Below are 26,567 nucleotides of genomic sequence, written 5' to 3'. Positions count from 1 at the left end.
TATGCCGCTGTGATTGCGGAACAGAGCGATTAGTTCAAAAAGGAAACCTTATTCGTGGACGATCCCGCAGTTGCGGATGTCTTCAGCGTGAAGAGTTAGTAGCGAGGAACATCAAACATGGGTTAGCCCCCAGAGGGAAGAAAAGCTCGGAGTTCATAGCGTGGCGCTCCATGATGCAGCGTTGCGTCAACCCCAAAAATCACAACTTCCCGAATTACGGTGCCAGAGGCATTACAGTTTGCGCTCAATGGTCTGAGAATTACGCCAATTTCCTAGAAGACATGGGCCCAAAGCCGTCCCATGTCCACTCTCTAGAGAGGATTGATAATAACGGGAACTACGAGCCGGGGAATTGCAAGTGGGCCCTACCAAGAGAGCAAAATCGAAACAGACGCAATGTGCTTACCATTCTTGTTGAGGGGAACCACGTAACGCTAAAAGAGGCATGCGATTATTACGGCGCATACTACCCTACTGTTAGGCGTCGAATTTACAAAGGCATCACAATAGAAGAGGCCATAGGCACACCAATCAGAGGCCGAATTCATAAGCGTAAATCACGCTAGACTATTATTCAGCCGTTTGCGATATGGATGGTCTTTACACGACGCGCTGTACAAGCCCATCGACACCCGAAAGGGCGAGCATCGTAGAAAGCCCAATTCCAAACAGGAAAACGTAGTCGGGGTATTTAAAGCTCTTGAAGAGCAGCGAACCGATGAACTGACAGAACTTGTCACCGGGCGAACGGCGCTGTTGGTCTCGGTCGGTATAGCGGCCATATGCTGGTCGTGAACGGTTGAAGAATGCGTTTTCAGCGGTCATGCTGATCGACTGAATAGCGCCTTCTGTGCCTTGCATTTCGGTGCGGCTGATGCGTGGCGGCTGCATGAAACCCCACCAGATCGGTGCTGGACCACCAAGGGGTTGCCATTCCTCATCGAAAAGCTGGATCGAGATAACGACAATGCGCTGATCTACCTCATCATTTGCATCAAGTGCCATGGCGAGGAAGTTCAGTGTCGCATCCGGCAAGCCTGAAAGCTGGAACGTGACGTTCTGCGCGGCAGTGGTCGAAGCCATGCCGATGCCGTCAATCGAGCCATAGCCATACATCGGTTCATAGCGGTTGCCGCCGGTTTCCAGCGCCGTGTTGCCGTTCCAGACACGCATTGTCTCGGACGCAAAGCGGAACTCGACAAGGAAATCCAGCCTCACTTCATGTTTGGCGAACTCGGCCAGTTGCGTCGGATCAAAGAAAGCCATCAGACATCTTCCACGAAATTCACTGAGGGGAATGACCACTGCGAAATCAGATCAAGGTCGAGGTCCATTTCACTATCGGAGGCCAATCGCATCCGGCACACTGGATAATCGAACTCCAGTTCGCTTCCGGCTGGCGCTGCCTCGCGGGCGGGCGGTCGAAAGGTGATTGTCGCCGTGTTTGCGCCTGTCATCTGCACCGTGCGAATACGGTACATTCGTTCTCCGATTGAGAAATCCATGCTCGGCTGCAATTGGCCTGCCGTAACAAGCGATATGTTGGCCGTCGTCCCGCGCAACGGAATGTTGCTGGTCAGTCTGATATCGATTGACCGGGAGCGGTACAGTCCACCGTCACTGAACGGGCTTGTATCCGAATGAGGCACCTTATCCGCTGCGCCGTTGCCGCCAGGATCGAACGGTTGATAAGCGCAGCAGCGAGGAACCAGGATCGGACGCAAACGGCCTTCCAGCAGGTTCGCAATAGCCCGAAATGCGAGAACGGAAGGCGATCCACGACGAATAATGATGTCGCTGAACGTCGCCTTCCAGATGCCTGCGTCCGAAGCCGTAACCTGCGTCACGCCCGATACACTGGAAGGTCCTGCGAGTGTACGCGGGGCAATATTGAACGGGTCGCGCTTCGGTTTGAGAACCGAACGAGGCCAGAGAATTGTCATGATGACCCTCGTAGCGAAACTTTAACCGCCATCTATCAATATGACGGCAGTTCAAAAATGAGACCATGGCAATGCATCAAGACGACGCTGACTACATCACCGACATGACAGCCGCATTGAATGCGATCTGTAACGCCATACGAGAACACGACAGAGGTTTTGCAGAGATTACCGCCGCCGTATTAAGGCGGCAAAAAGAGACGCTAACCTCCGACAAAGGCAGGGACATGTTTCGGAACCTGATCGATGTCTTGGAGTTCGACAATTCGGCAAGGTTACAATAGCCCCAGCCGCCTTGCGTATTCTATCGTCAAGAATATCAGGACCATCGGTTTCTTTGCTCATTACATCTTCCTTGCCTGAGCGTCGGCTAGCATTGTCGGGAAGTTCGATTGAACAGCCTTGGCGCTTTGCTGCACCGAAACCTGAACAATTGCACCTGATGCAGTCTGAATGCGCTGATCGGCAATCTGGGCCATTCGGCCACTGTCATCCCGCAGAACAACGTTGATGGTTTCCGTGCTTCTCGCCTTGTTCACCATCCCTGCACCGCGAGGAAGGACAACTTCACCACGCTGGAGAATGGCCGGAATTTCTCCTGGCTGAAGGCCAGCAACGCCGCCGGTATGGTAGCGCTTTGCTCCGGCAAAGACCGAAGGCGATACTGCGCGACCGTGACCATATCCGTGCGTACCGGCTACACCGCCACTATGCAGAATGCCGGGAATGATAGCGCCGCCGAAAAGTCCACCCTTGCCACCGCCAAACAAGCCGCCGCCGCTGAAGATATTGTTCAACGCGATGTCGATAAGCTTGCTGGCAACTTTCTGGAGCGCATTCGCCAAAGCCTCGGAAGCGCTCGCGCCATTCCGCAGGTCATCAATGAAGCCGCCCAGGAGGTCTTTGCCCAGGTTGGCAAACTCTTTCGCCTCCCGGTTCAACTCCTTCTGTTCAAGCTTGTAGGCCCGCGCTGCTTCCTTCATCTGGTCGTAGGCCGACACACGGCTCTGTGCGTAGGCGATCACGTCATCAACGGTCTTACCGCCGCCTAGGATCGACTGATTTGCCGATATGGCCGACTGTGGCAGCACTTGGCTAACCAACGTGCCGCTCTTCGCAGTCAGAACCGAGATGGCACCTTTCGGGCCGAGGAAGTGGGCAAGCTGAAGCGCAGCTTCATTGACCGATACACCAGCTTGACGAAGGATAGCCGCATTCTCGCGGGCATATGCCTCAATCAGCTTCTTGGAAATCTCCGCATCATTGCGCAGCGCAAGGATGGTCTGATCAGACATATTCTTGGCGCGGTCAGGGAAATTCTTCTTGAACAGATCAAGCCAAGTGCTTTCGATGAACTGGCCGAGGCCGGTTGCGGAGGAAAGTGGGTTCTTCGCATTGGCGCGCCCGCCACTTTCCGCCTTCACAACATCGCGGACATACTTCGCAACGATATCATCAAGCTCATCAAAGCTGTCCTTCACCTTCTTGCTGCGAGTTCCTCCTGCGCGCCGTTCACGCTCTGGGGCAAAGCTTTCCGGGTTCGGGCGCTGACCGGGCGTCGGTATCGTCTGCGCTACACGAATGCGTTCTTGTGCCGCCTGAAACGCTCGATATGCATCATCCCGCTCTTCGCGAGTGGTCGCATTGCGGAGCGCATCGCTGTACGCTTTCTCGGCCTTCTCCATTTCGGAAAGTGCTGGGATTGCGATATTTGCAAGCTCACGCACGGACTTGGTAAAAGCGCTGACATTGTCAGCCTGCCGCTTTGCCGCAGTGCCAACGCCCGTAATCACGCCTGTTAGCGTTTCGAGTTTGGATTGGACTTCCTCGCCTGCCTTACCAGAGTTGATGATTTCCCGGATAATTGCCTTGATGCTCTCAGGCGTACCAGTCTGGTTTTCGATATCAATCAGGCGATTTATGAACTTTCGGATATCGGGATCGCCGTTCTTGATGCCTTCTCGAAGATTGCTGAGCGCGCCCTGAAGCTCCTGAATGGTGTAGGTCGCGCCTTCAAACTCTCCGGCTGGTATCGAGGAAAGCTGTTCGTTCAGGTCACTCGCAACGCTAGCAATTGTGTCTTTGTACTCGCGAATGCGCTCCTGAATATCAAATGCCAGTATCTGGCGGCTCTTGGCGTTATACTCATCCGCACCGGCTGCCGCCTCCCCGTAGGCGTCCTTGATGCGTCGGATAAGTTCGGAGTGGCCTTTAAGCACTTCCTCCGCGTCCTTGGTGTCGCTGCCGAGGCTGCTGAAGTACTGATATGCCGCACCTGTCAGCCCGATAATGGCGAAGGATGCGAGAGATACCGGATTGAGCACCGAGGCAAACGCGCCGCCCAAGAGCTTGACAGCATTGATGACGCCGCCGCTGCCCTGAAAGACCTGCGCGACCTGTCCACCCTGTTGCATCATGACAGTGAACGGCGATGCACCGCCGGAAAGGCTGGTTGCGATGTCATTCAACTGAAAAGACAGGTTGGCAGTGGCGGCACGGGTTGCGCCGATGGACATAACAGCCTTGTCACTTCCGTCCTTGAAGGACTTGGCAACATTATCGTTCGCCTTCTTGAAGCGATCCTCAACGCTCTGCGCTTCCTTGGCGGCACGGCGAGCAATATAGGCCATTTGCTTCTCAACATTAGCCTGAGATGCTTCAATGCGTATGAGCAAGGCGGCAGCATCGTCAGCCATGGTTCAATCCTTCCAAGTCGTCATTCGAACCCGGCAATGCCGAGTTCGCTCAGAACTTCGTCGCTATAATCAGGTGCTTTGTCTTCCGCGCCGTTCGCCTTGGCGAAGCCAGTTGCGCAGCAGTTAAATTCCCACAGCGTCATGTCATCGATCTGCCGAGGCGACAGACCGAGAGCGGCCCCAGTCATGTAGAACTGGGACCATCTTGTTTTTCCGTTCGGGAGCGGCGCGCTGCTTTTTCCGTCCCCGCCTTTAACTCCCCCGGCTGATCCGCCTCCTCATCCCACATCAGGAAGGAATGGAGAATTGTTGCAGCAGGAACGGCAAGGCTGTACGGGCTGGCTATCTCTAGCGCCCGGTCGATGGTTCTCTGCGCCTCGCGCTCATCCATGCCGCCACCGATCAGGCCTAACCGGATCGGTTGCAGAACATCGTCAATCTTCCACTGAGATGTCAGAAGGCGTGTGAGGATGACGAAGCACCCGGCATCCGAGCGCTGTTCAAGCGCCCGAAGCTCACCAATACCGAGACAGAAATCATGCTCACCGGCGGGCCATACAAATGAACGGGCTGGCCGCATTATGGAGCAACCTTAGCGGTACGGGTCGGAACGCCGTCGAACTGGATTTCGATATCAGCGCTGACCTTCTGGCCTTTTTCGACGGCATTGTTGAGGTTGACAAGGTAGGCAGGCCCGGTTTCATATTCCGTATCACCGACAGCCGCCTTGACGTGCTGGATGCGGATATTCTTCACCTGACCGTTGTACCACCAGTCCATCATCATTTCGTGGCTCTGGGCTGCCCAGATGCCATTTGCCGATATGGTCACTTCCGAGGACTGCACAGCGCGCTCGATAGCGGAAGGTAGGCTTTCGTCGTCACAATCCTGCGGAACTTCCGTAGTCTGCATGTTGTGCTGGCGGTTGATGCCGCGCTGAGTGAGGCCGCACACCTTCGTGAACGTCCCGGCTGTCTCGGTCTCGACTTCGAGGATGAAATCAGGGAATGCGGCTGTGATCGGCTTGGTAGCCATGTGCTTTCTCCATGCGAAAACGGGCCAGCTATTCGCCAGCCTTAAAAGGGCTTGAGGCCCGGTTTCAGGTGAATGGGCTTATTTCGCCCGGTTACGGCTCTTCAGAGCGCGTTTTTCATCGCGTGATGGGCTTTGAACCTTGGTGGCCCAGCCGTTCGACACGCAATAATCGATGAAGTCCTGCGGACGTTCCTGCGGCTCTGGTGACGCCTTCGCGTTAAATGAGAACCGACTTTGTGGCCGAGACCAGTTGCATTCGACCTTGAAGATTGCCCATGCCATCACGCTATCTCCACTTTTATCTCGACTTGGATAATTCCATGCGAGGTCAGGCCATCGGGGTCAGTGACGACTTGGCAATAGGGAACTGTCATTTCGACAATTGCGTTGTCGGAAAGGGCTGGCGTATCCCGTATCAGCGCCTTTTTCACACCATCCGTGATGTTCTTGCATTCTCCCTTGCCGACCGCCCGCGACCATACATCCAACTGGATTGTATGTGTCTCTGCTTCAATGCATTCGGCCCCATCATCTACGATGTCCGATGGCCCAAAGCTGACATATGGAAACGTCGCATTGTCTGGTACGCGGTCATAAACACGTCCACCTGCAAGTGTCAGAACCTCCGGGACGGTGCGCAATTTCGCGTATAGGTATCGCTGAAGCTCTTCGGAGATATTCACGCGCCGTTTTCCCTCTTAATCGCTTCTCGGATAGCTCGCGTTACTCTTGACCTGACACGTTTCTTGTTTGCGCGCCATGAGCCAAAGAAGAAGGGCTTCGGCCCCATTTCCTGGGTTCCGAACTCAAGCAACCGTGCAAGCTGAAACTGATTTCGGCTGCCGACCCGCGTTTTCTCGCTGCCTGCAAAGATCACAATGCGCATGGTGTTGTATTTTCGGTTCTGAACTTCACCGATCACCATGGAACCTTTCGGCGCATCTCCCCAGGTCCAGCCGATGGTACTGGCCAACTCGCCAGTGTCACGCGGAACCCGGCGCTTCATCATGTCCACGACTTCCTGAGCGCCCTTCTCCATCGCATCCGAAGCGGCTTTGCGAATTGCTTCCGGTATCGTTTTGGTCAGCCGTTTCTCAAGGGCTTTGATGCCATCCACCATGACATCACCCCGTAGCTACGCCACTTTCGCATGTGAGCGAAATAAACTGGCGGTTAACTTCGTGCTCTATATCTCTGATATTGAACGATTTTCCGGTGCGCACATCCCGAAGCATCCAGTCAGTGGATATCAGGCGCGTGTTGGACGAGTTGCGGACCCGGATAACTTGTGTGTGCTTGCCTTGAAGGCGAGCGGCAAGGACGCTTTCACCGCCTCTGAGGTGGATGAACTCGGCTCTGGTCTGGAACTGCTCGACCCACTGGCCTACTTCATTGCCCATGCCATCCGAGACCATTTCGCGCTTATACAGCGCGACCTTGTAATAAAGGCTTCCTGCGGAGCGGTTGTCTGCCATGGCTTACCTCGCAATCGGGTCGCGGAGCTGGTACAGCATGGACGAAACCGGCTTGGGCAGCATACCCACTGCAAAATCCTGATCAGGGTCTTGGTCTGGATTGCGGTAGTAGTAGCCAACCAGCATGATCGCAGCGGCTTTCACACGCGCATCAGTCGTCGCGCCGTCATCGTCAATGACCTCATTGGCCCGCACATCCAGATAGGCTTTTACGCGACCAGATGCGGCAGAAATGAGTAGGTTCAGATGTGCATCATCATCGTCGGTATCGATGCGAAGGCCATTCTTGACCTCTTGGAGCGAAACCAGATCGGCCATTATTCACCTACCTTCTTCGCGTCCTTGCCGTCCCGGCCCTTGTTCACGGCGAGACGCCAGCTTTTGCCGCCATCTGGCTTGTCTGACGTGGTTTCCTGCGCGATCCAGTATCGACCGCCCCAAGTCACGCCACTGCCCTTCTGATACGTCTGACCGTCTCGGAAAACACCGCGATCAATCACCACTGGCAGCGGGAACGACTTGACGGTATCGCCCTTGACGAATTTCAGGGAAAGGCCGGAGGCATCCTCGACAAGATCAAGATCATCGAACCCGATCCCATCCTTGCCATCCTGCCCCGGTGCGCCATCCTTGCCGCAGACAGGGCCGAGGTTCTTCACCTCGCCATTTGACAGGGTGACTGCAAGACTGCCGTCGCGCTCGATGAACGCACCGGCAACGCCGACCCCGCATTCGCCTTTTTCGCCGCGCTCGCCCGGCAGGCCGTCTTTACCGTCAATACCGTCCCGCCCGTCTTTGCCATCCTTCGGAACTGGTATCGCTGAAATCGCCTCACTGACAGCGGTTTCGACCATACCGCGCATAACCTCACGGTCAGGCTCCGGCGCGCTCCATGCCTCGATTGTGGCCCGGATATCGGCAAGTTCAGATTGAACATGACACTTCACCAATTCGGCAACCGTTTCAGGGTCGGCGTCCTTGCCATCTTTCGGCGTCGGAAGGCTCTTGAGTTGCTGTTCCAGGTCATCAAGTCGCTTGACGAGCGGTTTGAGTTCATCAGCGACGAACCCTTTAACCACAGCGACGATTTCCTTGCCGAAAGCCTTGCCATCAAATGTCATCGGTTAAACCCTTTGAGAATTTCAATCATGGCCTTGTCGGCTTCGGCTTGAACTGGATTATCATTTGCAGGCTGTTGCGGATTATCCGCCTGCTGGATCAATTGCTTGTCGCGGGCTGCGATGGCCTCAAGCGAATGGTCCTGCTGCTGGAGATAGACGGTATCGCCGCCCGTCTTCATCTTCGGCAAGTCGATGCGTCTGCGGCGTTCATCCAGCGTCATAACGCTTTTCGCCTGTTCCAGAACTTCCATCTGGGTTTTGCTGTCCATCCGCCACAGGCCGTCCAGATCGAACTCGGTGCCGATGCCGTCCTTCATGCCCAGACCTTCATCAAGGCAGATTTCAGCATCCTCAATGAGCTTCTGGAGGCCCTGCGAGTAGTATTCGATGTTCAGCGCCTGGATATTGTTGTAGGTCGGCATCTGTCCGATACCGATCTTGTACGGCGGCACATGGAAAGTGGAGCAAACCATTTCGGCGGTCCACTTCAACTGTTCGATAAGCTGGCTATCCGTGGCGTTGAAAGCCATGTTCTTAAAGTCCAGCCCATCGCCAAGCACCGCGACCTTGCCAGCATTCTTGCCGGAATAGTTCTTGTTCCACTCTTCTTTCAGGCGGTCCGCTGTCGTCTGTGATATCTCGCCAGGTGCGGTGAGAACCCCGGAAGGAACGCCCTTATTTGCGAAGAAGTTGGCGCTGTCGCTCTGGATGGTAATACCCTGCATCGCGGCAAGGCCAGCCGCCGTAAGGGGAGAGAGACCAATGAGCGGATGAAACAGGCAGTTATAACGGTCGTGGATGATCTCCCGCGCCGGTACGACCACATCCTGCTCTATACCGCTAATGTTGTCGGTCGAAAGCCGATAGAACACATCGCCGCTTTCGGACACCAAAGGCTGAACACGCTGCGGATCAAGCACATAGAGCGCTGTCACCACTCCCCGCCCGTCGCGCCGCTTCAGGATGTAAGCATTGCCGTTCGATAGCTTCGACAACAACCAATTCTCGAAGAACTGAATGCGGGTCTGGATCGAGTTCGGCTTGCGCAGGACAGGATCATAGGCAGGGTTCTGAGTTTCCTGCCAGATGCCACCATCGCCGCGCTGCATAAGCTTGACGCGGAGCTTCGATATATCGCTGGCAATCAGCGTCATGCACGAGAACACGGCGAAATAGGTCAGCGCCAGATCACGGTTGATCTCTACATTCTGCTGCCAAGCGCCGCTGAAGCTTTCGCGGATGACAGGCAACCACCCGCCACGGTTTGCGGTAGGCTGCGAAAGCGACTTTGCGCGGCCAATTTCCCAGCCAAAAATCTTCATCGTTGGCCCCTTTTAGGTGGCGATAAAACCGGCAGTGCGAAGGCTGGCGAGGAGTGCGTTAATCGTGGCCACTTCCGTGCCTTCGGCGGCATCTGGGACAGCAACGCCCACCGGCTTGCTTGTCACCTGCGCCCACGTCGGTTGATAATTTCCAGCCTTAGCCGTTGTTGCCGTGGTGCCGATTGTCAGTGCGGTAGCACCAGCGGCGACACCTGCCAGCTTCGTCTTTTCGGCATCGGTATAGGCGTTGGTATTCGCCTCACCTTCGTAAGCGGTCTTGATGACCGATCCGAGCGTAGATAATTCAGCCATTTTTTATTCTCCGTTCAGAACAATCGCACCGCTATTCGTGACGACAGAACCATCGTTCAACACCAGCAAAGCGGGGTCTATGTCCGTTCCATACGTGACCGGCGCACCACTGTTCGTCACAGTTTCACCGTTCACAGTGACGAGAAACGCGGGATCGATTGACCCGCCGCCGCCATCACCGATGAATTGAATGAACTCCGCTGCACCGATGAAGCCGATCATTCGTCATCGTCCTGATGATCGTCCGCCTTTCGCTTTGCCTTTGGCTTCGGCGCTGGCTCTTCAACCGGCTTCGGTTCTTCCCGGTAGCCCATCTTTTCGAAGATGCGCAGATAGCGACGATCCGGGGATTTCATCGCCCTGTCGAAATAGGAAAGGTGCTTCATGGCATTCTCCATGGAAGAGTAGGCAGGGCGCGCAATGCGCCCCGCCCTATTGGCTTACTGGCCCCACTTGACGGCGGAGAGCACCTGAACCGCGTTCGCACGGCGAGCCATCCAGTTCAGGGTACGTTCAGCGCGGAAGGCCACGCTGTTCGTCTGGAACATGGAAACAAGCTGTGCTGGGGTCGGCGTACCGGAGTTGTGAGCCGGATTGTCGGCCATTTCCAGAGACGCTTCACGGCTCAGATCAACAGCCACATCGCCATCGTCTGCGAAGTAGATGTCCGAGGCGTTGACGAGAACGACATATGCACCGTCATCAGCCGGATCGGTCGAGCCGGTTACAACCGGAACGTATTCCGAAACGATCACTGGAAGACCGAACAGGGTGCCGCCGTTCATGCTGATGCCTGGGAACTCAGCCTGACCGAGCGGGTTCTGCATCAGCGACAGGGCCAGAGCCACAGTTGCCGACATGATCCATACACCGGAGGTTGGAGCATTGTTCGCAGCAATGAAGGCACCGAACAGTTTCTGAATGTCGGCGCGAACATCGTCAGCCGTGCCGCCTGCCGACGGAATAGCCGTCACGCCATTCGTGATCGATGCAGGTGACGTTCCAGCAACCGCAGCCTTGGCCGGGTTGATGAAGTCCGTATCGAGACGTGCGCGGAGAGCCGCAACAAGTTGATCACGGATGATTGCTTCTGCCGAAGGTGAGCTATCGCGAAGCACTTCTTCAGTGGCAACCGCGATATTGGCGACCTTGAGCGGTTCAAGCGTCTTGCGCTCGAAGTCGAACTTGGTCAGCGGCTTGGCCTTGCCCTCACCTACCCAATAACCCTCACCGCCGGAAGTCTGGCCGATCAGCGGGACGCGGAACGGCACACGGCGAAGCGATGGGATACCGTTCGCACCGAAGCGGCCAAGGATGGTCTGTGGGCGAAGATATTCAACGAAGTCAGCGAAAGCCGACGTTTCGTCACCAACCAAAGGACCGGCCCATGTTGCATGAGTGGTCGTCGCAGCTGGTACGGCAGCCTTGGCAAAGAAGCCAAAGACAGACGAGGTTTCGCCGTAAAGCTCTTTTGCGACCGTGCGGACACTTTCACCGTCGAGCTTAGCCAGAGCCTTCACCTTGGCGATACGAGCGAATGCAATGCCCTTGTCGAGCTTTTCAGTGCGAGGGACCACGACAACACCGGAACGAGCCTGTGCGCCGTCGGTTTCGCGGCCACCGGCAGCAGGAACCGCCTTTTCAGCCGCAGCCTTTTCCAGAGTGCGCAGGCGCTTCAGATGGCTGTCGATTGCGTCATTGTCAGCCTGAAGACCGTCAAACTCTTCCTGCTGTGCAGCATCGAGAGTTTCGCCCTTGTCTGCCGACTTGGCCATGATGTCTTCCATGGCCTTGAGGTTTGCCGCTCGCTTGTTCTCGTAGGCGGCGATCTGTTCAGCGTAAGTAGCCATTGCTACCTCCATTAACGATTGATTTTGTTGATGGTGAATTGCACCCGGTCATGGGCCGCAGCCGCCAAGCGAGCCACATGCACCTTCTTGCCCATCTGGGCAGGAGCCTGCTTTTCCTCGGTCGGAAACTCGAATTTCTTGATGTGCGCGATGGCATCCGCGTCCAAGCTCTTGCCAACGCTGGAAATCACGGCCTGTTCGTTGGCCGGGATAGTCACGGCGGAAAGCTCGAACACTTCGCTTTCGATGAAGCGAATGCCTCCTTCTTCCATGAAACTGTATTCGATGGGCCGGAAGCCGATGGATACGGCGCGCACCAAGCCTAGCTTGATGCTCTGCCATGCCTCTTCGATCCGATCTCGAAGCGTTCCAGCTTCTGACACAACCGGCAACTCAGCCTCGAAGTTGATGCCTTTTTCGGTCGGCGCATCGAACTTGACCGTGCCGATAGGCTTGTCGTGCTTGTGCTGCCAGAGCAGAGGAAGCGGGTTCTGGAACTTGACGCCCATCGGGTCAACGATGTCACCCACACGATCAACGGCTGGGCTGGTCGCCACGCCACGAATGATGCGCCGTTCCTCGTTCACCGCTTTGACTTCGATGCACGAATAGGCGCGCCGCGTCATTTCCATGACCGACCTCCATCTTTCAAATTGTCAGTGAAATCAGACGAACATCATCTGATAGGTTTTCTCGCGCTTCACTTCAGGGTTCCGGCTCATCACCGTCACCGCGTCGAATAGCGCCATCACCGGGTCAATCTTCGCATCGCCAGCGTTTTGCTTGGTGGCGCGGATCGCCGTGGCTGTAGGCTCGATTTTCAGATTGCTGACGCACCAAGACATAAGCTTTGACCCGGAATGCTTCAGCGTCCCGTTGGTCAGCTTGCGCTCTGCCGTCTTGATGGCATTCATCATCGCGTAGCCCTGTGGAGCGCCGACCAGAAGCCCCTCTTCCTGGGTAACTCCGATCTCGTCTAAGGCTTCAATCATTTCGCCAAGTCCCGCCGGATCGACGGCCACCGCCGCCAGCAAGCCACGCTGCTTGATCTCTGCGATGATCTCCACAATTGCGCTGATGTCGTCCAGTTCATCCTCGACAATGGTCAGTTCGCCCGCCTTGGCAAAATCACGCAGCCGGTCAGCAATCGTCTTGCGTCGATCAAGAACGCCCTTGTGACACCATGCATGGGTCCAGAGCAGCCAATCCCGCGTTGCCTTATGGCGACCGAGTGCCGCGAAGCCGTACAGATCGTCCAATCCGCCGCCATCCAGCCCCGGCACAATCACATCGCAATGGTCGTACAGGTATTCCAGAGTAATCGCTTGGTCGCCGCGTTTCGCCCAGAAGTCAGCCCCTGGCCACCGATTGGCCCGAAGGTTCATGCCGATCTCAACATTGAGATGCTTGGCAAGGAAGGTCTGGATCGTGTCGCCTTCTTCGTCCTGTCCGCTCATCACGTTAGCGAGTTTGCGAGACAGCCAATCCAGCCGAACAGACTTACCGATGTTCGGGTTTGTGACGTAGAAGTGCTCCGGCTTCAGATAGTCCTTAGCCTTGACCATCTTTTCCGGGTACTCGTATAGCACCGGCAGGCTGCGAGGATCGTCTATGAGGCCATCGCGGACATTCCTGAAGTATTCCAGCTTCTCCTTAAACACGCCCGCCGGTGGCGCATCTGACTGCGTAGAAATGTATATGACGAAGCCTTCTGGGCGGGATATCAACCCGCCGGTGGCTTCCTGCAACATCGCGCTCGCACCATTCTTCTTTCCGAAGAGCCAAAGCTCCTCGATAAGAACGAATGCAGCCTTCTTACCCGCAGACGTGGACGCATCTGCCGATATGACCTTCAGCGTGGCATTTGTCAGCCGGTGCGTGATCTGCTTGAGGTTGTCCTGCACATGCAGCAGATCAACCAAGTCATTGTCTGCCCGCGCCATGTCTGCTGCTGGCTTGAACGAATTATCAGCAACTTCTCGTGTCGGTGCCAGGATCAGCAATTCAGCCGAATGACGCCAGTTTCTAATCAGCGCCGTTAGCATAATCCCGGCGACAATGGTTGACTTTCCATTCTTCTTGCTGACCAGCAAAAAGAACTCTTCGATAAGACGCTTCGCGTTGCTGGCGTCATACGCACCGAACACCGCACGGACAAAATCGAATACCCATTCCTCTGACACTTCGCCAAAGGTCGGGTGCTCGTAACTGTCCGTCGCCTCGATATACACCTTCGGCAGATCAACGACCCGAAGCGCCTTGAACACCTCTAGGGCTGCTTCAGCCTCATCTGGGAATAGCGGATCGAAGGTGATCAGCGATTGACGAGCGACAATGCGCCGTTCCCAATCGGGACAGGCTGTACTCCACACAGGGTTAGCGTTCATTTATCCGCTTACTACCGTCAGTTTCGGAGGGGTGGGAGGAGCGAATTTGCCGCCGATGCTTTGAGCAGCCAGCTTCTGCTCTTCCTTCTTGCCAAGTTTCGGCTTCTTCTCTTCCTTCTCAGGCGCGATTTTCCGCTGTGCAGCGTTGGCCGAAACTTGCTCGATCATCTTATTCTGAGCCTGCACATTGCCGCCCATGGCAGCGCGATACCGCGCCATCAGGAGGTCCGCCCGCACTTTTGCGGTCGCAATGTCCAGTTCGTAAGAAAAATGCTTGCGCAAGGTAGGCTCTGAAACGCCGATAACCTCCGCAATCGCCTCGTTCGTCATGCCACCGGCCTTGAGAACGCGCACTTTCTCGCGGTCTTCGTCCGTTGGCGCAAATTCGGGACGACCGCTGTTTTTGTTACCGGCCATGGCTGAAAATCGGTGCTCCAAAAAAAATCGTGTTGATGAGGTGGACGCGGGTCTGGCGGCGAGAGGGGTTTTGGACTTTGCCTACCCCCCCCTATGCCTTTGATTTCATTGATCTGGCATCTTGGAGCCGTTCACTCTTGCACCAGTTTCGTTGTGCACCCATGCGATAGGCTCGTCATACTCATGCCAATAGACAGGCGACCACGCATAGCCGAACTCCTCCATACTGACTGTGACTTCCATACCGCTTAGCAGGGATGTCTTCTTAATGCGGTCAAGCTGCTTGCGTTGTGCCTCTTCTATCCACTCCATAAAGGACGCCCAGCTATCCGGGTCTGCCTGAATTGTGGCCGTGAATTCGATCCCGCTCATCCTCTCCGCTCCATCCTCTGCTTGTCTCGGTCATGGCATGGCTTGCACAGGGTCTGGAATGGTCCTGACCAGAATGCTCGCTCATCGCCGTGGTGCTGGTCTACGTGGTCACAGACTAGCTGACTGGTGTCTGTCTCTATCTTCCCGCACATCGAGCAGGTGAACAGATCACGGGTAAGCACTGACCATCTAAGCTTCTGCCATCTGTTGGTCTTATACCAACTGCGCCATGCCTGCGTTCTGTCACGGTACTGGCTGCGCTCTCTCTCATTCCCCTTGGCATATCCCAGCCTTGGCTTCATCGTGGATACGAGAGGCTTGAGAGTTTTAATCTTAGCCACGCTTGGCTACCCGTATCTGCTTGGCCAGGATCACATCCTCAATCCGGCCTGACTTGGCGACTTCATCCGGGCCCATTGACTTAAGCCACGCCACATAAGCATCCCTGTCCCGTTTGCGCCGGTGCTCATTCCGCTCACGGACTGTCTCCATTGCTCTGTCGAAAAACCTATCGACCGCGAAGAACAAGATGCCTAACAGATTAGCCATGCCTCTACCCCTTCGCCTTAAGCTCTGCTGCTACTGCTGCCTCGGTCTGGTGATCCAGGTAGGCGTCTAGACAGCTATGCATGGTTTCTCGTATCTCATCAGCAATATCCATATTCCCGCGCAGCACTGCTGCACGATGGAGATGCCTCGATCCGAGTATGTCCTGCCATGTGGCTTGCATGAACTGGATGGGCTTGGGCATGGCTCACGCCTTTTCCTTCAAGCTCTCGTAGTACTCGACGGAATACACGGTCTGACCAGCTTCCCGGCGTCGGGCTATCTCCGCTTCAACATCTTCCCGCAAGCGCTCGAGCATGACCGAGTATTCCTCAAGGCCAACCATCGGCAGCTTGTCCATCGCATCGATAGGACGAACGAAGTTAACGTAGTCGTGGGCATTGTTGCTTCGGTAAAGGAGCACCAAAGCCCGGTCGATTTCCGATTGCCGCATATCCGTTCCTCTGTTGGTATCTTCCGGGCCTGCCCACTTCACACCGCTATATGCAGAGATTTCTCCCCGGAGCGACCAGTGTTGAGTTCTACACCCGCGAGTGAAAGCCATGGTCTAGCCGCCCGGTGGGCTAGTGAAAGGAGTGTCGCTCCTCAGAAATGGAAAAGCCGCCACCCGAAGGCGACGGCTGAAAAGACCGGATTATCCGGTTTATTGGTCAGAACGGGCGCAGCATTAAGGTCTGACGGTCGCTGGCTTCTGCGCTTCCTCTACTATCCGTCAAACTGCCGTTCTGTTATCGGCTTGGCGCATGCCCCACATTTAACCAGTCTGCCCTATGTCATTAGGTGACGAATTGGCTGGCACCGAATAGAAAGCCGCCACGTACCCTTGCGCTATCGATAAGCAAAGGAAGAGGTGACGGCCATGTCATGTATGCGATCCCCTAATGGTAGTCTCACCCTCAGAAGGACGGGCATTTAACACGTTGGCATCGGTGAGACACCCGCCAACCCATAGCCCATAGATCGCATTCTGTGTGCGCCGAGCGCCAAATCTCTCGGTAACTCTACACCCTTGCGGGGAGGACGGCCCTGGCATTCACCGCGTCTCGCACATTCCGTTGAGGCGCTGCCTCTATCCGTAAACCTTCGACCAGTCACGCTGTAGGCGCTGCCAGTCGTCGGCCATATTCTCCGAAATGGTCTTCTGCTTCCACCACTTCCGAGGATTGCCGCACATGAAGCAAGAGCAGCATTTCAGATGATCGGCGTTCCGTGCCTTTTCATCTCGCGGGTAAACACGCTTGGCTTTCGCCTTCATGCGCAGCTTGTCAGCGATGCGTCTTGCTCTCTTGGCGATCATGACTTTCACCATGTCTGTCGCTGTGGGAGGATTTGCACCTCCCTGCAACCGGTTGGACATTCGGTCGCCTGCTACTTGCACCCGCATATTGGTGCCCATCCGCTATGCAGCGGGTTTCATTTTCTCATGAAGAGAAGGGATGTTCTTGGGCTTGGCGTCCGGCGTCATGAAGTGATTTGCCCCACGAACGCAACTCTCGGACGATACCTTTGTTGTCACGATATCTACCTCGATTTGCGACACGTCGTCTAGCCTCTCTGTAAACCGAACAGAGTACAATCGGTTCAGATTGTCTGCAATTAATTGACAACACCGCTTAATTCGACGCTCGAAAGTTCGGCGCACCATGTCGTTTTTCTCAAGATAACGGTCGAGATAGAGACCTTTCCGGCTTTTTATGAAGCCATAATCGTAAACCAGCTTGCGATCTTCCTCCTCCAGATAGTCGTTTATCCATTTCCAAGTTTCCTCCATCCGGCTCAGTGAACCGGCTGACAATATGCGCCTGTAGGATGGTGCTCTGTCGTATTCGGTCTGGATCACGGCGGCCACAAGGTCGCTGAATGCGCCCTGCTTTGCCCTTGGTCCAAGATCGGCTGGAGAAGCAAGTAGCGTCTGTGCGGCTTCTACGACCCGATCTCTCACCGCTTCATATGTCCACGCTTGGTAATTCATTCGGGCTTCTCCTCAAGCGCAGCGTCGATCATAACCCGCCATATATCGGAAGCACTGTGAGAACCGGCTCTGTATCCACCCGGAAGATTATTCAGGCCATTACCCATTAGGTCGGTAGGCTCCCGCAGCGCCGCCACAGCTACGCGGGCTGATCTTAACCATGCTTTCCTTTCATCAGCGTCCGCACTCTCCCATTGCTCGGAAGATTTATCATCCCACTCATCCTCGAATAGAGCTTTAGCAACACGCTCGAGCATTGTTTGTTGCGTCACGCCGCCTCTCCTATCCAATCCAGCAAATCACCTTGTATTGGTTGATAGAACTTTACCGTAATCAGCACACGCAAAACATGGGAAGTAGGCAACCCGCAGTTCATGGCCTTTGCCTTTCTGCGCAGGCTGCCGAGATCAATGGCATCGAAGTCATCCAGCAGCGTCCGACGCCTAACCAGTTCCGGGTTTCTGACCAGCACCGACGACACGGCCTTGATCATATCTGCGAACAGTTCCCGCGAATTAGCCACAGTCCCGACCATCAACTGCAGAACAAGGCGAAGATGTTCCTCGCCGTGCTCTCTTCCTATTTCCCGCAAGGTGGGCTTGCAGAAACATTCCCTCGGTTTACGGCTGGTTGGTGAATGGTCACAGCTTGCCCGCAAGGTGACGCCGCACTGCCTTGCTACCTTGTAGATGTCGCAGTGGTGCCTAGCCATCTATGACCCTCAATGCCCGCTTGCGCTTCTTGATTTCCCGGTCGATGTACCAACGGGCTTTCTCCAGGTCTTCAATCGCGTCTTGCTTCAGATCGCATCGCCAGATGTATTTAACAGCATTGCCGAGGTTAAAGCCCATGTGTTCCGTGATCTGGATGCATTCGATACCGCTTGGGTGGCCAGTGTAATGGGCAGGTCGGTTCACATTGTCGCTCATGCCGCCTCTCCTTGTTGTGCTTCACGGATAGCGTCAATAATCGCGTAACCGATCAATTCAGGGATTTGAGGGACAACCGCGTTGCCTAAGCCTTTAATTCGGTCCATCCCATTGGGAAGCCCATAAGCCACTCGACCCACGTTGGGTTCAGTCCGCCACGCTTCCCCGAACTCACTCCCTCCACTATACCTACTGAACGCGGCAGGGATGATTGTTGCCGGCCGGGTGCATTCGACATCCCCGCTTTGTAATCTCCAGCGTTTGGTGTCGGCCATTTCCTGACTTGCGTTGCCAGACCGTCGCCGCTCGTCTTGCTTGCCCCTTTGCGGTTGTAGTTCCCACAGACCGTAGGGGTAGCCCACAATCCAAAGGCGGTCTCGTCTGTGGTGGGCACCAATGGCGGAAGCCGGAATACAGTGCCATTCCGCATCATACCGGATCGCGGCCAAGTCTCCGAGAACTCGCCCCATCCCTCGACCAAGCAGCGCTGCGACGTTCTCCACGATGACGAACTTCGGTCGTAACTCGCCAATAAGTCGGGCGTACTCAGACCATAAGCCACTACGTTCGCCTTCAAGGCCAGCGCCATGTCCCGCCGTGCTGATGTCTTGACATGGGAACCCGCCGCAGATGACATCGATGGCAATTCCATCGGAAGCAAGCTTGGCTGCTGTGAGTTCTCTAACGTCATGATAGCAAGGCACCTCTGGCCAGTGTTTCGCCAATACGCGGCGCGGAAACTCTTCGATCTCGCAAAATGCCACGGTTTCAAAGCCACCCGTGCGCTCCAAACCAAGAGAGAAGCCACCGATGCCGCTGAATAGATCGAGGACACGAAGCTTTCTCATGCCGCTGCCCTCTTTCTCTCAACTTGTATGACTTTCCCGTTCTTCCGTATCGGCTGGAGTGACGGGAATAGCTTCTCTGCCTCTGTACGGGCCGCTGATGCTGTTTCACCGCAGCGTAGGTATTCGGTGTTCATATAGGCGAGAAGGTCTTGTAGCGCCCGTTCTGTGGCTTCCAGCTTGGATCGGTACACAATGGGCTTGTCTCCCTCTCCCATTACGGGCTTTGGTCTGCCGTCGCGGGCGAAGCGGAGCATTGCCCAATAGCCGCCGGGGACTTCTCTGACATACGCGCTGAAATGGTTCAAAAGCCTAACCCCATTGGATTGTCGATGACTTCCCGCTTGATAAGTTCCGGCTCGTTCATGCCGCCCAGATCGACAAACGTGGTCGTAGGACCGTGCCAGCCGCATTCGACATCACGCGGCCACTGGCTTTCACGTGACAGAGCGAGGAATATCTTGGCTTTGTCCTCATTCTGATCGACCAAATCCTGCCAAAGCTCATGAAGGTCGGAATGGGTGGACGGCTCGTACTCCTTGAGGAAAACCACCGGACGGAACGGGATCAACACATGGTCGGCGTCTCGTTCGATTGCGCCTATCAGGTCAGAATAACGTGGCTTTTTGGACAGAAGCTGATGGAAGAACTTCTCATTGATCGTCGGTCGATAGTCAGTGAAGGTGTTCTTCTTCAACTGTGCGCAGCCGATAATCGGAATGTCCGTCTCTCTGGCGATCTGCTTCAGCCTGGCTGTTACGATCTGTCCAAATTCCCAATCGGCCAGCTTCTTTTCATCCTTGCTCTTGTCGATCAGGCCCATATGGTCGATTACGGCCAGTCCTTTGCCTTTCTTGGACACGAAGTACCGGATGCGCTCTTCAATCTGATCGAGTGTGAGACGCTTCTGCTGGATGTAGATTTGCTTCTCTCGGTTTGCGTTGCGGAAGTTCATCAGGCGCTCGAAATCGGTCTCGTTCACCTTGCCACGCTTCTGTCGGTTCACAGTGACCTTCGTTTCACGGCTGCTTTCACGCATCGCCAGCTCTTTCGCTGACATCTCGCCGGAATAGAACCAGACTGGAAATCCTTCAGCCGCAGCGCCCATTGCCAACTGACCGGCCAGTGCGGACTTGCCCTGCTTGGTTGCTCCACCCAGGATGATAAGCTGGCCGCCACACATTGGCCCGATAAGCTCTTCCACGGGTCGAAAGCGATAACCTATGCCGGTTCCGCGTTTGCCGCTGTATGCCCTGTTCGTGTCCTCAAGAGCATCATCTAGAGCCGTTCCGAACGATACCGCTCCGTAGATATCGTCACCATCCGAAAGGGCGCTGCTGATTTCGGAAATTGCGCGCTCACCAATCTGTGCAGGGTCGCTTTCTGTGCTGACGTTCTGGGCTTCGGCTATGACATCTTGTGCGATGGCAATGATCTGACGACGCTTAGAAAGATCGACCAGCATTTGGGCGACCTGTGGAAGCATTGCAGGTGGGAGAGCGTGTTGAGCGCAGCACCGGGCGACTAGCCGTCCAACTGTCGTTTCGCTATCAATGTTGCGATCCCACGGAAGGAAGGGCTTAATCGTGACTGGCTGTGCAACCTTGCCCTGCTTGATGACATCGGTGATGACGCCGAATATCTCGGCCAAGAACTTATCGTAGAAGTGAACCGGCTGGAGGATACCGGCAATCAGTGGGAAAGCGTCGTTGTTGAGCAGAAGTGTTCCAATAACCGCCCCTTCTGCCTCGTAGTTGCAGATTGCTTGTGCGGGCTGCTCGTAATCCATTTTTCTGACTGCACTCATGCCGCCACCTGCAAATTCATTTTCGTTTGATCACGCTTCGCCTTGGTCTTGGCTTTCTTGGCTGCTCTGGCTTTTTCCTGCCGGATAATCCCGCCATTCAGCGCCCAAAACAGAATGCCGATTGCTTCGGCAGCATTATCATCAATCGTTTCGAACCCTCGCGCTTTGCAGGCTGCTACGGCCTGATCTTTCAGCCACTGCCTGGCTTTTTCCGTCTTCTTCGGACCTTCTAGTCCGTCAGTAACGCATTTTGGTGCTTGGGTGACGCCAATGAAAAAGCTGCGCCATGAAACAGTGTTCACGGTCCTTGGTAACGGGAAACCTCTTCGTGCTGCGATCATGCTGACAGTTGCTATCCAGCCGCCAGAGAGCCGCGCCGACGCTTCAGAACGAGCCGCGCCGTAAGCCTCGGCTTCCAAAATGATTTCCACGTCCTTGCTGTCAAATATGTCGTGCTTCCGCAGAAGTTTGACCACGTTATCCCAGAGGTTGAGATAGTAATCGCCATGACGAGAACATTTATTGCCGTCGCGATCCCGCGTTAAATCCCATGAGCCATAGAACAGTCGCTCACGTTGTGTTCTGCGCTCGCTCTCCGGCTTGTCCTCGTCATGCACAAGCAGGCAATAACCGGCGTTCGTGGAAGGATCGATGCAAAGCTTATGTGTCGGCCTCTCCGATTGCATTCAATACCTCCCCATAACGCAGGCCACCGGGGCGAAAATCCAAGCCAGAGCTAAAAGCACACAGCCGGTGACGATGAGGGCGTTTCCGACACGTTGGCTCATGCTGCCCTCCGCATGTCTAGCGCGCTGCGGCCCGGTAGCGGATCACCCATGATCCTTGCTGTTTTGGAGCGGGTATCGTCTGGGATGGACTGGCGCATAAGAGCTTCGTGCTCTTTCGAAATGCTGGGGGCAGCCCTTTCCTGCTTTCGCAAAAGGCTGGTGGTGTTGTAGCAGCGTGTGGCGATGGACGCCTTGCTGCGACCGGGAAGGAGACCAGTCTTGAATATCTTGCCCGGTGATAGTCCTTCCTTTCGGTGCAGGCGCTCGACAATCTCTAGCTCTTCCTCGGACCAAGCCGCTGAAAACTTCCCGGTGTTGAGACCATTCCGGCGAACGATTTCCTGAAGCTTCTTGCTTCCGATCTTCAATTGATGGCGGATTTCGTTCTGGTTCACGCCATCCTTGACCATCTGGACGATCTTGGCTTCGAGTTCCTTATCTTCACGAGACATTATGCAGCCTCCTGGAGAAACCGCGCTGCTTCCAAAACGTGCTCATGATCCGATACCTGAGTACCGTCGAGCGCTGAGAGGACACGGCGAAGGTGATAGTCAGCGTTGAAGGCTGGTTTCAGTGCGATGCTCCGGCGTATACCGGGGCGTCTGACGATCAAGTCGCGCTCTTCAAGCCCTTCAATGATGCGATGGACACCAGACTTGGAATGCAAGCCAAGTGCTTCCTGGATTTCCTCATACGAAGGGCCGTAGCCCTTCTGGTCGATGAATGAACGGATGAAGTCGTATGCCTCTTTCTGGCGTGGGGTCATGGAGAGCATTAGGCAACCTCCCCGACCAGTCGTTCAACTTCTCTCACAGCGTCTGAAACGGTGACGATTAATTCTGCTTCATCATCACAAATCTCGACGTTGAACTCATCTTCAATCACAATGACGAGTTCGACTAGGTCAAGACTGTCACATCCTAGGTCACCTACGAAGGTGCTTTCAGGGGTTACGGCACTTGTCTCTACACCAAGAAGTTCCACGAGGACGTTGCGAATGCGCTCGAAAACTGTCGCCATCACGCTGCCTCCTCATCTGGGAAGTCAGTGTCGCCGTGGGCTTCGTCTAATGCAGATGAAAGATCTATGTTCGCCAGCGACGTACCGTCGTTAAATCCGCGCTGCCATTCTTGACCGGCTTCGGTGCTGAGATCGTGAGGGTTCGTCATTTCCTTGCGGAGACGACCGGCTGCCATGCCTTCGAGATATGCTCGCTCGGAAAGCGGTGTGCGGTCTTCATCGAAGAGATCAATCTGACGAGCCAGACCGTGGCCTAGCATTGCCGCTATACGCAAACGGCGCTTCATTGTCTCAATGACTTCGCCGCTGTCCTTCTCTTCAAGCTCAAACGCCCACTTCACATCGGCCTTGGTGAACCCGGCAGCTTTCAGCGTCTTATAGACACCGTTGATCGTGCCCATCGTTCCGCCGATGTCAGACTTCAATTCCTTAATCTCGCGGAAACCGTTGAGGAAGCGCTGTTCGTCAAGCTTTTCCTGATCGACGTTATGTCCTGCATTCATTTCACTTCTCCCGGTGCTGGAATGTTGAACTCTTCTTCAAGGGTCGGGTAATCGGCCAACTCCGGGCAGACGATCTCAGATAAGTTCGCGGCCTTGTTTCGGAGCATAGCGGCGAGACGCATTCGTCTGTGCAGCGACAGCCATCTGAGCAATACGGGCGGTCTCTTCTTTGTATTCCGCATGGCGCTTCCTCTCTGCGATAACCGCCTCCATTTCCGCTATCTCGCGGTTATCGATACGGTTTGCTTCTTTGTTGAAAATTGCCCTCACCCGGCGGCGCGTCCATTTCTGGCTTTTCTTCGAAAGCTTGTCGTATGCCCGGTCGAGCATGGCCTTGATCGGCTCGCGAACACCGCGATAGCCAATCAGTTCATCCAGAAGGTCGGCAGCTAATTCAGCGTCAGACATTGAGGTACGATCCTGCGAAATGCGCTTGGGTGAAAAATCCACGTTCTTGGACGATGTTTCCAACATCTTGGGTCGCTCCACGGCTAATTATTGAACCGTGGAGGGGCGGTAACGAAACCGTCTCAGAACAGAGGAACTGAAGTGATGAAGATGAAGCGGATTGCCCGGAAAGCTTGGAAAACTGACACTGGCATTCAGCTCGTCTTGTGGACTTGGCCTGAAAACTCACCACGAAAGCCGAAGGGGAGCATCTTGGCAGAGCGCAATCCCTTCGATCCTTTCCGGTGATGTTCATCGGTCTTGTCCTTCGTGAAATGGGTTGCCCGGAGACCCGTCAGGGAGATCAAATCTCCGGGCTTATTACCTACCGAGTAACAGGCGGGGGCGAGGTGTCCCCGGCAGGCAATGGGTTAAGCGGCGTATTTCCCACGATGGCGGAGTGCATCAATGAGACGAATATCGTCATCAACGCCTTCAACAGACCGCTTAATGAAGCCTGCGGCATCGGCAGTTTTGTTGATGTTGTCACGCATGTCGGCGATGAATTTTTCGAAGCGCCGTAGCTCTCCAACGGTCGCCGACTTGAGAGACACGTGGCGCGTCTCTTCCCCTTCTTCTTCTGGCGGAACTGTTATAAGTACAGGCATGCGCTCAAGAATTGTCGGCGGAATGCCAGGCAATGAAAGCTGCCTCGAACCGTCCTTCTTGATAAAGGTCCAGTTACGCAAATGGCTCGTGACCATGTCACCGATTTTTCTGTCGGCAAGTTCGTCGCTGATCCGCTTGATGACTTCCGAAAATTCCGCAGTCACCTTTGACTTGATGAGGCTATGTTTTGCCTCTCCATCTTTTTCGACAGCATCGGAAATTTCTTTATCAATCGCCGTGTTAAGGCGCTTCAAGTCTAGCTTACTGACCATTGATGACATCCTTGATTTCGTTGAGGTAGGCGATTGCTTTGTCGCAATAAGAGGCGAATTGCGCCTTGCTCTCAGCGGGGCATCCGATAGCTACGACGCCAGGCGAATGCTTTCTGTCGGAGAGGCTCGCTGCTGCGCTGAAAACGCTCAGAAATGCGTCGCTGGCGCGCTTTTCGTCCTCGGATGCACCAGAGTAATATTTCCCGTCACTCGCGAGCGTAGCCACTCCTGTGGCCTTTGCCTGTTCCTTTGCCTTAGTCGGCGTCGGGAGGGATTTCTGGTAATCCTTGGCGGACTTTTCCAATTCACCGATTTTCGCGGTGAGGTCAGAAATCTTTTGCTGCAAATCCCGAACCTCAGAAGCAGACCTGATGTCGCGATCGGTTGCAGATTTCTTGAGTTCTTCGAGGTCTTTCCGAGCCTGATCAGCTTCGGAATTGAGGCGATCAACCGCTTCTTGCGCAGCCTTCTGTTTCAGTTCTTTGACCTGAGCGGCAGTGAATACCTCACCAGCTTCAACTCGTTCGGCAATGATCGCCTGAATGTCAGGCTCTGCTTTTACTACTTCGTCCAAAGCGGCACCAGAAAGTTTGACAAATTCGTCAAACTCTTCAACGCCTTCGTATCTTTGGATGGCGCGATATGCGGCCCTTTGATTGATATGTGGAAGGCGAGTTGCAAGCCAACCAGTGAACCCACCTTCGTTTCGATTAAACCGAAAGAGATCCTGAGCAAATTTCAACTCTCTGCCGATCTCAAGAATAGCATTCCCTTGAATACGCTCGACGTTCTGCGCATGCTGCTCGATCTGCTGTTCGACATTCGCGATGTCTTCAATATCCGTCTGCAATGGCATGATGTTCACGATGCTTTCTCCCCATACAGATCGGGACGCAGCTCATGGCGGGAAATGCCAGACACTCTTTCGATTTCGAGAACGCGCTCCGCAGGAACACGTTTCCAAGAGTACATGGCGGTGTGTTTGATGTTGAGGGCGCGGGCTAGCGCAACGACGCCTCCCACTTCCTCTGCTGCTTTTGCGACAATCTCGATCATGGTAGGCAGTTGTAGGATATACCTACCTACCTTGTCAAGCGTCATATGTAGGTGATTTTTACGTAGGCGGGATTTACAACGGTGCTATGGAAACAATTGGCGATAGAATACGTCGAGCACGGACCCAAAAAGGATTTACGCAACAACAGCTTGCCGATCATTTCGGCATAGCTCGCGTTTCTGTGACCCAGTGGGAAAATAATACAACGCAGCCCGGCAGCGACAAGTTAATCGGTCTCACGGAACTGCTTGGCGGGGACGCCGAATGGTATATCACCGGCCATGGAATGCCGCCGATATCAGATGGAGTGAGAATAGCCGTCAAGCAAAGTGGCCACCCGAAGCGCGAAATGACCGACGCCCCCAACGCCACCATTGGCGAAAAAGTAACCGGTGCTGGCGTAATGGTTCCTGTCTATGGTCAGGCAGTTGGCGGGATCGACGGGCAGTTTCTGATGAACGGTACTATTCTGTATGAGGTAATGGCACCGCCGCAAATCGCGGAAATTGCGGGTGCATACGGCGTTCAAATATCCGGTGACAGCATGTTTCCGCGCTATGAGGATGGCGAAGTTGCCTTTGTCGATCCACGCCGCCGGGTGAAGAAGGGTGATTATGTCGTCGCTCAAATCCAGTTTGATGAGCACGAACCGCCACACGCCTACGTGAAGCGCTTTGTTCGTCACAACGCCGAAGAGCTTGTACTTTCACAGTTCAACCCGCCGAAGGAACTGACTTTCGATCACGACCAGGTCGTATCTGTGCACTTCATTGCGCTGGCGGGAGTTGCTTGAAAGCGGCGCTATCGCCGGAAGATTGGGA

40 protein-coding genes are annotated in these 26,567 nt (G+C 54.8%); 1 reads left to right on the top strand and 39 read right to left on the bottom strand.

Annotated features, from left to right (window positions below):
* Window positions 1-600: 600 nt before the first annotated feature.
* The 39 genes from OANT_RS01345 to OANT_RS01145 form a co-directional block, all read right to left on the bottom strand.
* The gene (locus tag OANT_RS01345) at window positions 601-1,266 is read right to left on the bottom strand and encodes a hypothetical protein (RefSeq protein WP_011982443.1); all 666 of its coding nucleotides are present in this window, start codon (window positions 1,264-1,266) and stop codon (window positions 601-603) included.
* Window positions 1,266-1,943, bottom strand: coding sequence for a carbohydrate-binding protein (locus tag OANT_RS01340; RefSeq protein ID WP_011982442.1), 678 nt, complete (start codon window positions 1,941-1,943; stop codon window positions 1,266-1,268). Before OANT_RS01340 ends, OANT_RS01345 begins: the two co-directional genes overlap by 1 nt.
* Window positions 1,944-2,287: 344 nt before the next feature.
* Entirely contained in the window at window positions 2,288-4,639 is a 2,352-nt protein-coding gene (locus OANT_RS25020) for a phage tail length tape measure family protein (RefSeq protein ID WP_011982441.1), read from the bottom strand.
* A 20-nt stretch (window positions 4,640-4,659) separates the two neighbouring features.
* Window positions 4,660-4,827, bottom strand: a complete 168-nt coding sequence (locus tag OANT_RS26830; RefSeq protein WP_167874485.1) for a hypothetical protein — start codon at window positions 4,825-4,827, stop codon at window positions 4,660-4,662.
* Window positions 4,824-5,219 (bottom strand): gene transfer agent family protein, encoded by a 396-nt coding sequence (locus OANT_RS25015; RefSeq protein WP_011982440.1) that lies wholly within the window; start codon window positions 5,217-5,219, stop codon window positions 4,824-4,826. The genes OANT_RS26830 and OANT_RS25015 overlap by 4 nt, the downstream gene beginning before the upstream one ends.
* Window positions 5,219-5,674 (bottom strand): phage tail protein, encoded by a 456-nt coding sequence (locus OANT_RS01320; protein ID WP_011982439.1) that lies wholly within the window; start codon window positions 5,672-5,674, stop codon window positions 5,219-5,221. The genes OANT_RS25015 and OANT_RS01320 overlap by 1 nt, the downstream gene beginning before the upstream one ends.
* 78 nt (window positions 5,675-5,752) lie before the next feature.
* Entirely contained in the window at window positions 5,753-5,956 is a 204-nt protein-coding gene (locus OANT_RS01315) for a hypothetical protein (RefSeq protein ID WP_041544904.1), read from the bottom strand.
* The gene (locus OANT_RS01310) at window positions 5,956-6,357 is read right to left on the bottom strand and encodes a DUF3168 domain-containing protein (protein ID WP_011982438.1); all 402 of its coding nucleotides are present in this window, start codon (window positions 6,355-6,357) and stop codon (window positions 5,956-5,958) included. The genes OANT_RS01315 and OANT_RS01310 overlap by 1 nt, the downstream gene beginning before the upstream one ends.
* On the bottom strand, window positions 6,354-6,794 hold the full coding sequence (locus OANT_RS01305) for an HK97-gp10 family putative phage morphogenesis protein (RefSeq protein ID WP_011982437.1): 441 nt from the start codon (window positions 6,792-6,794) through the stop codon (window positions 6,354-6,356). The genes OANT_RS01310 and OANT_RS01305 overlap by 4 nt, the downstream gene beginning before the upstream one ends.
* Window positions 6,795-6,798: 4 nt before the next feature.
* The gene (locus OANT_RS01300; RefSeq protein WP_011982436.1) at window positions 6,799-7,149 is read right to left on the bottom strand and encodes a phage head closure protein; all 351 of its coding nucleotides are present in this window, start codon (window positions 7,147-7,149) and stop codon (window positions 6,799-6,801) included.
* A 3-nt stretch (window positions 7,150-7,152) separates the two neighbouring features.
* Window positions 7,153-7,467 carry a head-tail connector protein gene (locus OANT_RS01295; RefSeq protein WP_011982435.1) on the bottom strand — a complete coding sequence of 105 codons (315 nt, stop codon included), beginning with the start codon at window positions 7,465-7,467 and terminating at the stop codon, window positions 7,153-7,155.
* On the bottom strand, window positions 7,467-8,270 hold the full coding sequence (locus OANT_RS01290; RefSeq protein ID WP_011982434.1) for a hypothetical protein: 804 nt from the start codon (window positions 8,268-8,270) through the stop codon (window positions 7,467-7,469). Before OANT_RS01290 ends, OANT_RS01295 begins: the two co-directional genes overlap by 1 nt.
* Window positions 8,267-9,592: a phage portal protein gene (locus OANT_RS01285; protein ID WP_011982433.1), complete on the bottom strand. Its 1,326-nt coding sequence runs from the start codon at window positions 9,590-9,592 to the stop codon at window positions 8,267-8,269. The genes OANT_RS01290 and OANT_RS01285 overlap by 4 nt, the downstream gene beginning before the upstream one ends.
* A gap of 12 nt (window positions 9,593-9,604) precedes the next feature.
* Window positions 9,605-9,904, bottom strand: a complete 300-nt coding sequence (locus OANT_RS26965; RefSeq protein ID WP_011982432.1) for a hypothetical protein — start codon at window positions 9,902-9,904, stop codon at window positions 9,605-9,607.
* Window positions 9,905-9,907: 3 nt separating this feature from the next.
* Complete coding sequence (locus OANT_RS01275; protein WP_011982431.1) at window positions 9,908-10,126, bottom strand: hypothetical protein; 219 nt, start codon at window positions 10,124-10,126, stop codon at window positions 9,908-9,910.
* Window positions 10,123-10,290 (bottom strand): hypothetical protein, encoded by a 168-nt coding sequence (locus OANT_RS26655; RefSeq protein ID WP_158304316.1) that lies wholly within the window; start codon window positions 10,288-10,290, stop codon window positions 10,123-10,125. Before OANT_RS26655 ends, OANT_RS01275 begins: the two co-directional genes overlap by 4 nt.
* A 54-nt stretch (window positions 10,291-10,344) precedes the next feature.
* On the bottom strand, window positions 10,345-11,754 hold the full coding sequence (locus OANT_RS01270) for a phage major capsid protein (protein ID WP_011982430.1): 1,410 nt from the start codon (window positions 11,752-11,754) through the stop codon (window positions 10,345-10,347).
* Window positions 11,755-11,765: 11 nt separating this feature from the next.
* Window positions 11,766-12,386 (bottom strand): HK97 family phage prohead protease, encoded by a 621-nt coding sequence (locus tag OANT_RS26825; RefSeq protein WP_011982429.1) that lies wholly within the window; start codon window positions 12,384-12,386, stop codon window positions 11,766-11,768.
* A gap of 33 nt (window positions 12,387-12,419) precedes the next feature.
* A complete protein-coding gene (locus OANT_RS01260) occupies window positions 12,420-14,141 on the bottom strand; it encodes a terminase large subunit (protein ID WP_011982428.1) in 1,722 nt (573 codons plus the stop codon).
* Window positions 14,142-14,558: a helix-turn-helix domain-containing protein gene (locus OANT_RS01255; RefSeq protein WP_011982427.1), complete on the bottom strand. Its 417-nt coding sequence runs from the start codon at window positions 14,556-14,558 to the stop codon at window positions 14,142-14,144. It abuts the gene before it with no gap.
* 105 nt (window positions 14,559-14,663) lie between these two features.
* Window positions 14,664-14,930 carry a hypothetical protein gene (locus tag OANT_RS01250; protein ID WP_011982426.1) on the bottom strand — a complete coding sequence of 89 codons (267 nt, stop codon included), beginning with the start codon at window positions 14,928-14,930 and terminating at the stop codon, window positions 14,664-14,666.
* 333 nt (window positions 14,931-15,263) lie between these two features.
* Window positions 15,264-15,479 carry a hypothetical protein gene (locus tag OANT_RS01240; protein WP_041544901.1) on the bottom strand — a complete coding sequence of 72 codons (216 nt, stop codon included), beginning with the start codon at window positions 15,477-15,479 and terminating at the stop codon, window positions 15,264-15,266.
* Between the two features lie 205 nt (window positions 15,480-15,684).
* Entirely contained in the window at window positions 15,685-15,930 is a 246-nt protein-coding gene (locus OANT_RS01230) for a hypothetical protein (RefSeq protein WP_036586392.1), read from the bottom strand.
* Between the two features lie 636 nt (window positions 15,931-16,566).
* Window positions 16,567-16,794 (bottom strand): hypothetical protein, encoded by a 228-nt coding sequence (locus OANT_RS01225; RefSeq protein ID WP_043062358.1) that lies wholly within the window; start codon window positions 16,792-16,794, stop codon window positions 16,567-16,569.
* A 102-nt stretch (window positions 16,795-16,896) separates the two neighbouring features.
* A complete protein-coding gene (locus tag OANT_RS01220; RefSeq protein WP_011982422.1) occupies window positions 16,897-17,469 on the bottom strand; it encodes a hypothetical protein in 573 nt (190 codons plus the stop codon).
* Entirely contained in the window at window positions 17,466-17,741 is a 276-nt protein-coding gene (locus tag OANT_RS01215) for a hypothetical protein (RefSeq protein ID WP_041544897.1), read from the bottom strand. Before OANT_RS01215 ends, OANT_RS01220 begins: the two co-directional genes overlap by 4 nt.
* On the bottom strand, window positions 17,738-18,181 hold the full coding sequence (locus OANT_RS01210; protein ID WP_011982421.1) for a hypothetical protein: 444 nt from the start codon (window positions 18,179-18,181) through the stop codon (window positions 17,738-17,740). Before OANT_RS01210 ends, OANT_RS01215 begins: the two co-directional genes overlap by 4 nt.
* Window positions 18,174-18,398, bottom strand: coding sequence for a DUF3310 domain-containing protein (locus OANT_RS01205; RefSeq protein ID WP_041544895.1), 225 nt, complete (start codon window positions 18,396-18,398; stop codon window positions 18,174-18,176). The genes OANT_RS01210 and OANT_RS01205 overlap by 8 nt, the downstream gene beginning before the upstream one ends.
* The gene (locus OANT_RS01200; RefSeq protein ID WP_011982420.1) at window positions 18,395-19,246 is read right to left on the bottom strand and encodes a DNA cytosine methyltransferase; all 852 of its coding nucleotides are present in this window, start codon (window positions 19,244-19,246) and stop codon (window positions 18,395-18,397) included. Before OANT_RS01200 ends, OANT_RS01205 begins: the two co-directional genes overlap by 4 nt.
* Before the next feature lie 301 nt (window positions 19,247-19,547).
* Entirely contained in the window at window positions 19,548-21,050 is a 1,503-nt protein-coding gene (locus OANT_RS01190) for a replicative DNA helicase (protein ID WP_011982419.1), read from the bottom strand.
* Entirely contained in the window at window positions 21,047-21,667 is a 621-nt protein-coding gene (locus OANT_RS01185) for a hypothetical protein (RefSeq protein ID WP_235822995.1), read from the bottom strand. Before OANT_RS01185 ends, OANT_RS01190 begins: the two co-directional genes overlap by 4 nt.
* A 167-nt stretch (window positions 21,668-21,834) precedes the next feature.
* Window positions 21,835-22,290, bottom strand: coding sequence for an SANT/Myb-like DNA-binding domain-containing protein (locus tag OANT_RS01180; protein WP_011982417.1), 456 nt, complete (start codon window positions 22,288-22,290; stop codon window positions 21,835-21,837).
* Window positions 22,290-22,613, bottom strand: a complete 324-nt coding sequence (locus OANT_RS01175) for a LexA family protein (protein WP_011982416.1) — start codon at window positions 22,611-22,613, stop codon at window positions 22,290-22,292. The genes OANT_RS01180 and OANT_RS01175 overlap by 1 nt, the downstream gene beginning before the upstream one ends.
* Window positions 22,613-22,858: an acyl carrier protein gene (acpP, locus tag OANT_RS01170; RefSeq protein WP_011982415.1), complete on the bottom strand. Its 246-nt coding sequence runs from the start codon at window positions 22,856-22,858 to the stop codon at window positions 22,613-22,615. The genes OANT_RS01175 and acpP overlap by 1 nt, the downstream gene beginning before the upstream one ends.
* The gene (locus tag OANT_RS01165) at window positions 22,858-23,361 is read right to left on the bottom strand and encodes a hypothetical protein (RefSeq protein WP_011982414.1); all 504 of its coding nucleotides are present in this window, start codon (window positions 23,359-23,361) and stop codon (window positions 22,858-22,860) included. Before OANT_RS01165 ends, acpP begins: the two co-directional genes overlap by 1 nt.
* A 75-nt stretch (window positions 23,362-23,436) precedes the next feature.
* Window positions 23,437-23,835 (bottom strand): hypothetical protein, encoded by a 399-nt coding sequence (locus OANT_RS01160; protein WP_011982413.1) that lies wholly within the window; start codon window positions 23,833-23,835, stop codon window positions 23,437-23,439.
* Window positions 23,836-24,179: 344 nt separating this feature from the next.
* Complete coding sequence (locus OANT_RS01155) at window positions 24,180-24,698, bottom strand: hypothetical protein (protein WP_147284749.1); 519 nt, start codon at window positions 24,696-24,698, stop codon at window positions 24,180-24,182.
* On the bottom strand, window positions 24,679-25,554 hold the full coding sequence (locus tag OANT_RS01150; RefSeq protein WP_041544891.1) for a hypothetical protein: 876 nt from the start codon (window positions 25,552-25,554) through the stop codon (window positions 24,679-24,681). Before OANT_RS01150 ends, OANT_RS01155 begins: the two co-directional genes overlap by 20 nt.
* Window positions 25,551-25,745, bottom strand: coding sequence for a transcriptional regulator (locus OANT_RS01145; RefSeq protein ID WP_041545249.1), 195 nt, complete (start codon window positions 25,743-25,745; stop codon window positions 25,551-25,553). Before OANT_RS01145 ends, OANT_RS01150 begins: the two co-directional genes overlap by 4 nt.
* A gap of 86 nt (window positions 25,746-25,831) precedes the next feature.
* Between OANT_RS01145 and OANT_RS01140 the strand changes: the two genes are divergently transcribed.
* Window positions 25,832-26,539, top strand: coding sequence for an XRE family transcriptional regulator (locus OANT_RS01140; RefSeq protein ID WP_011982409.1), 708 nt, complete (start codon window positions 25,832-25,834; stop codon window positions 26,537-26,539).
* Window positions 26,540-26,567 lie beyond the last annotated feature (28 nt).

Source organism: Brucella anthropi ATCC 49188, assembly GCF_000017405.1.
Lineage (GTDB): Bacteria > Pseudomonadota > Alphaproteobacteria > Rhizobiales > Rhizobiaceae > Brucella > Brucella anthropi.
This window is presented reverse-complemented; position numbering and strand designations above follow the sequence as displayed.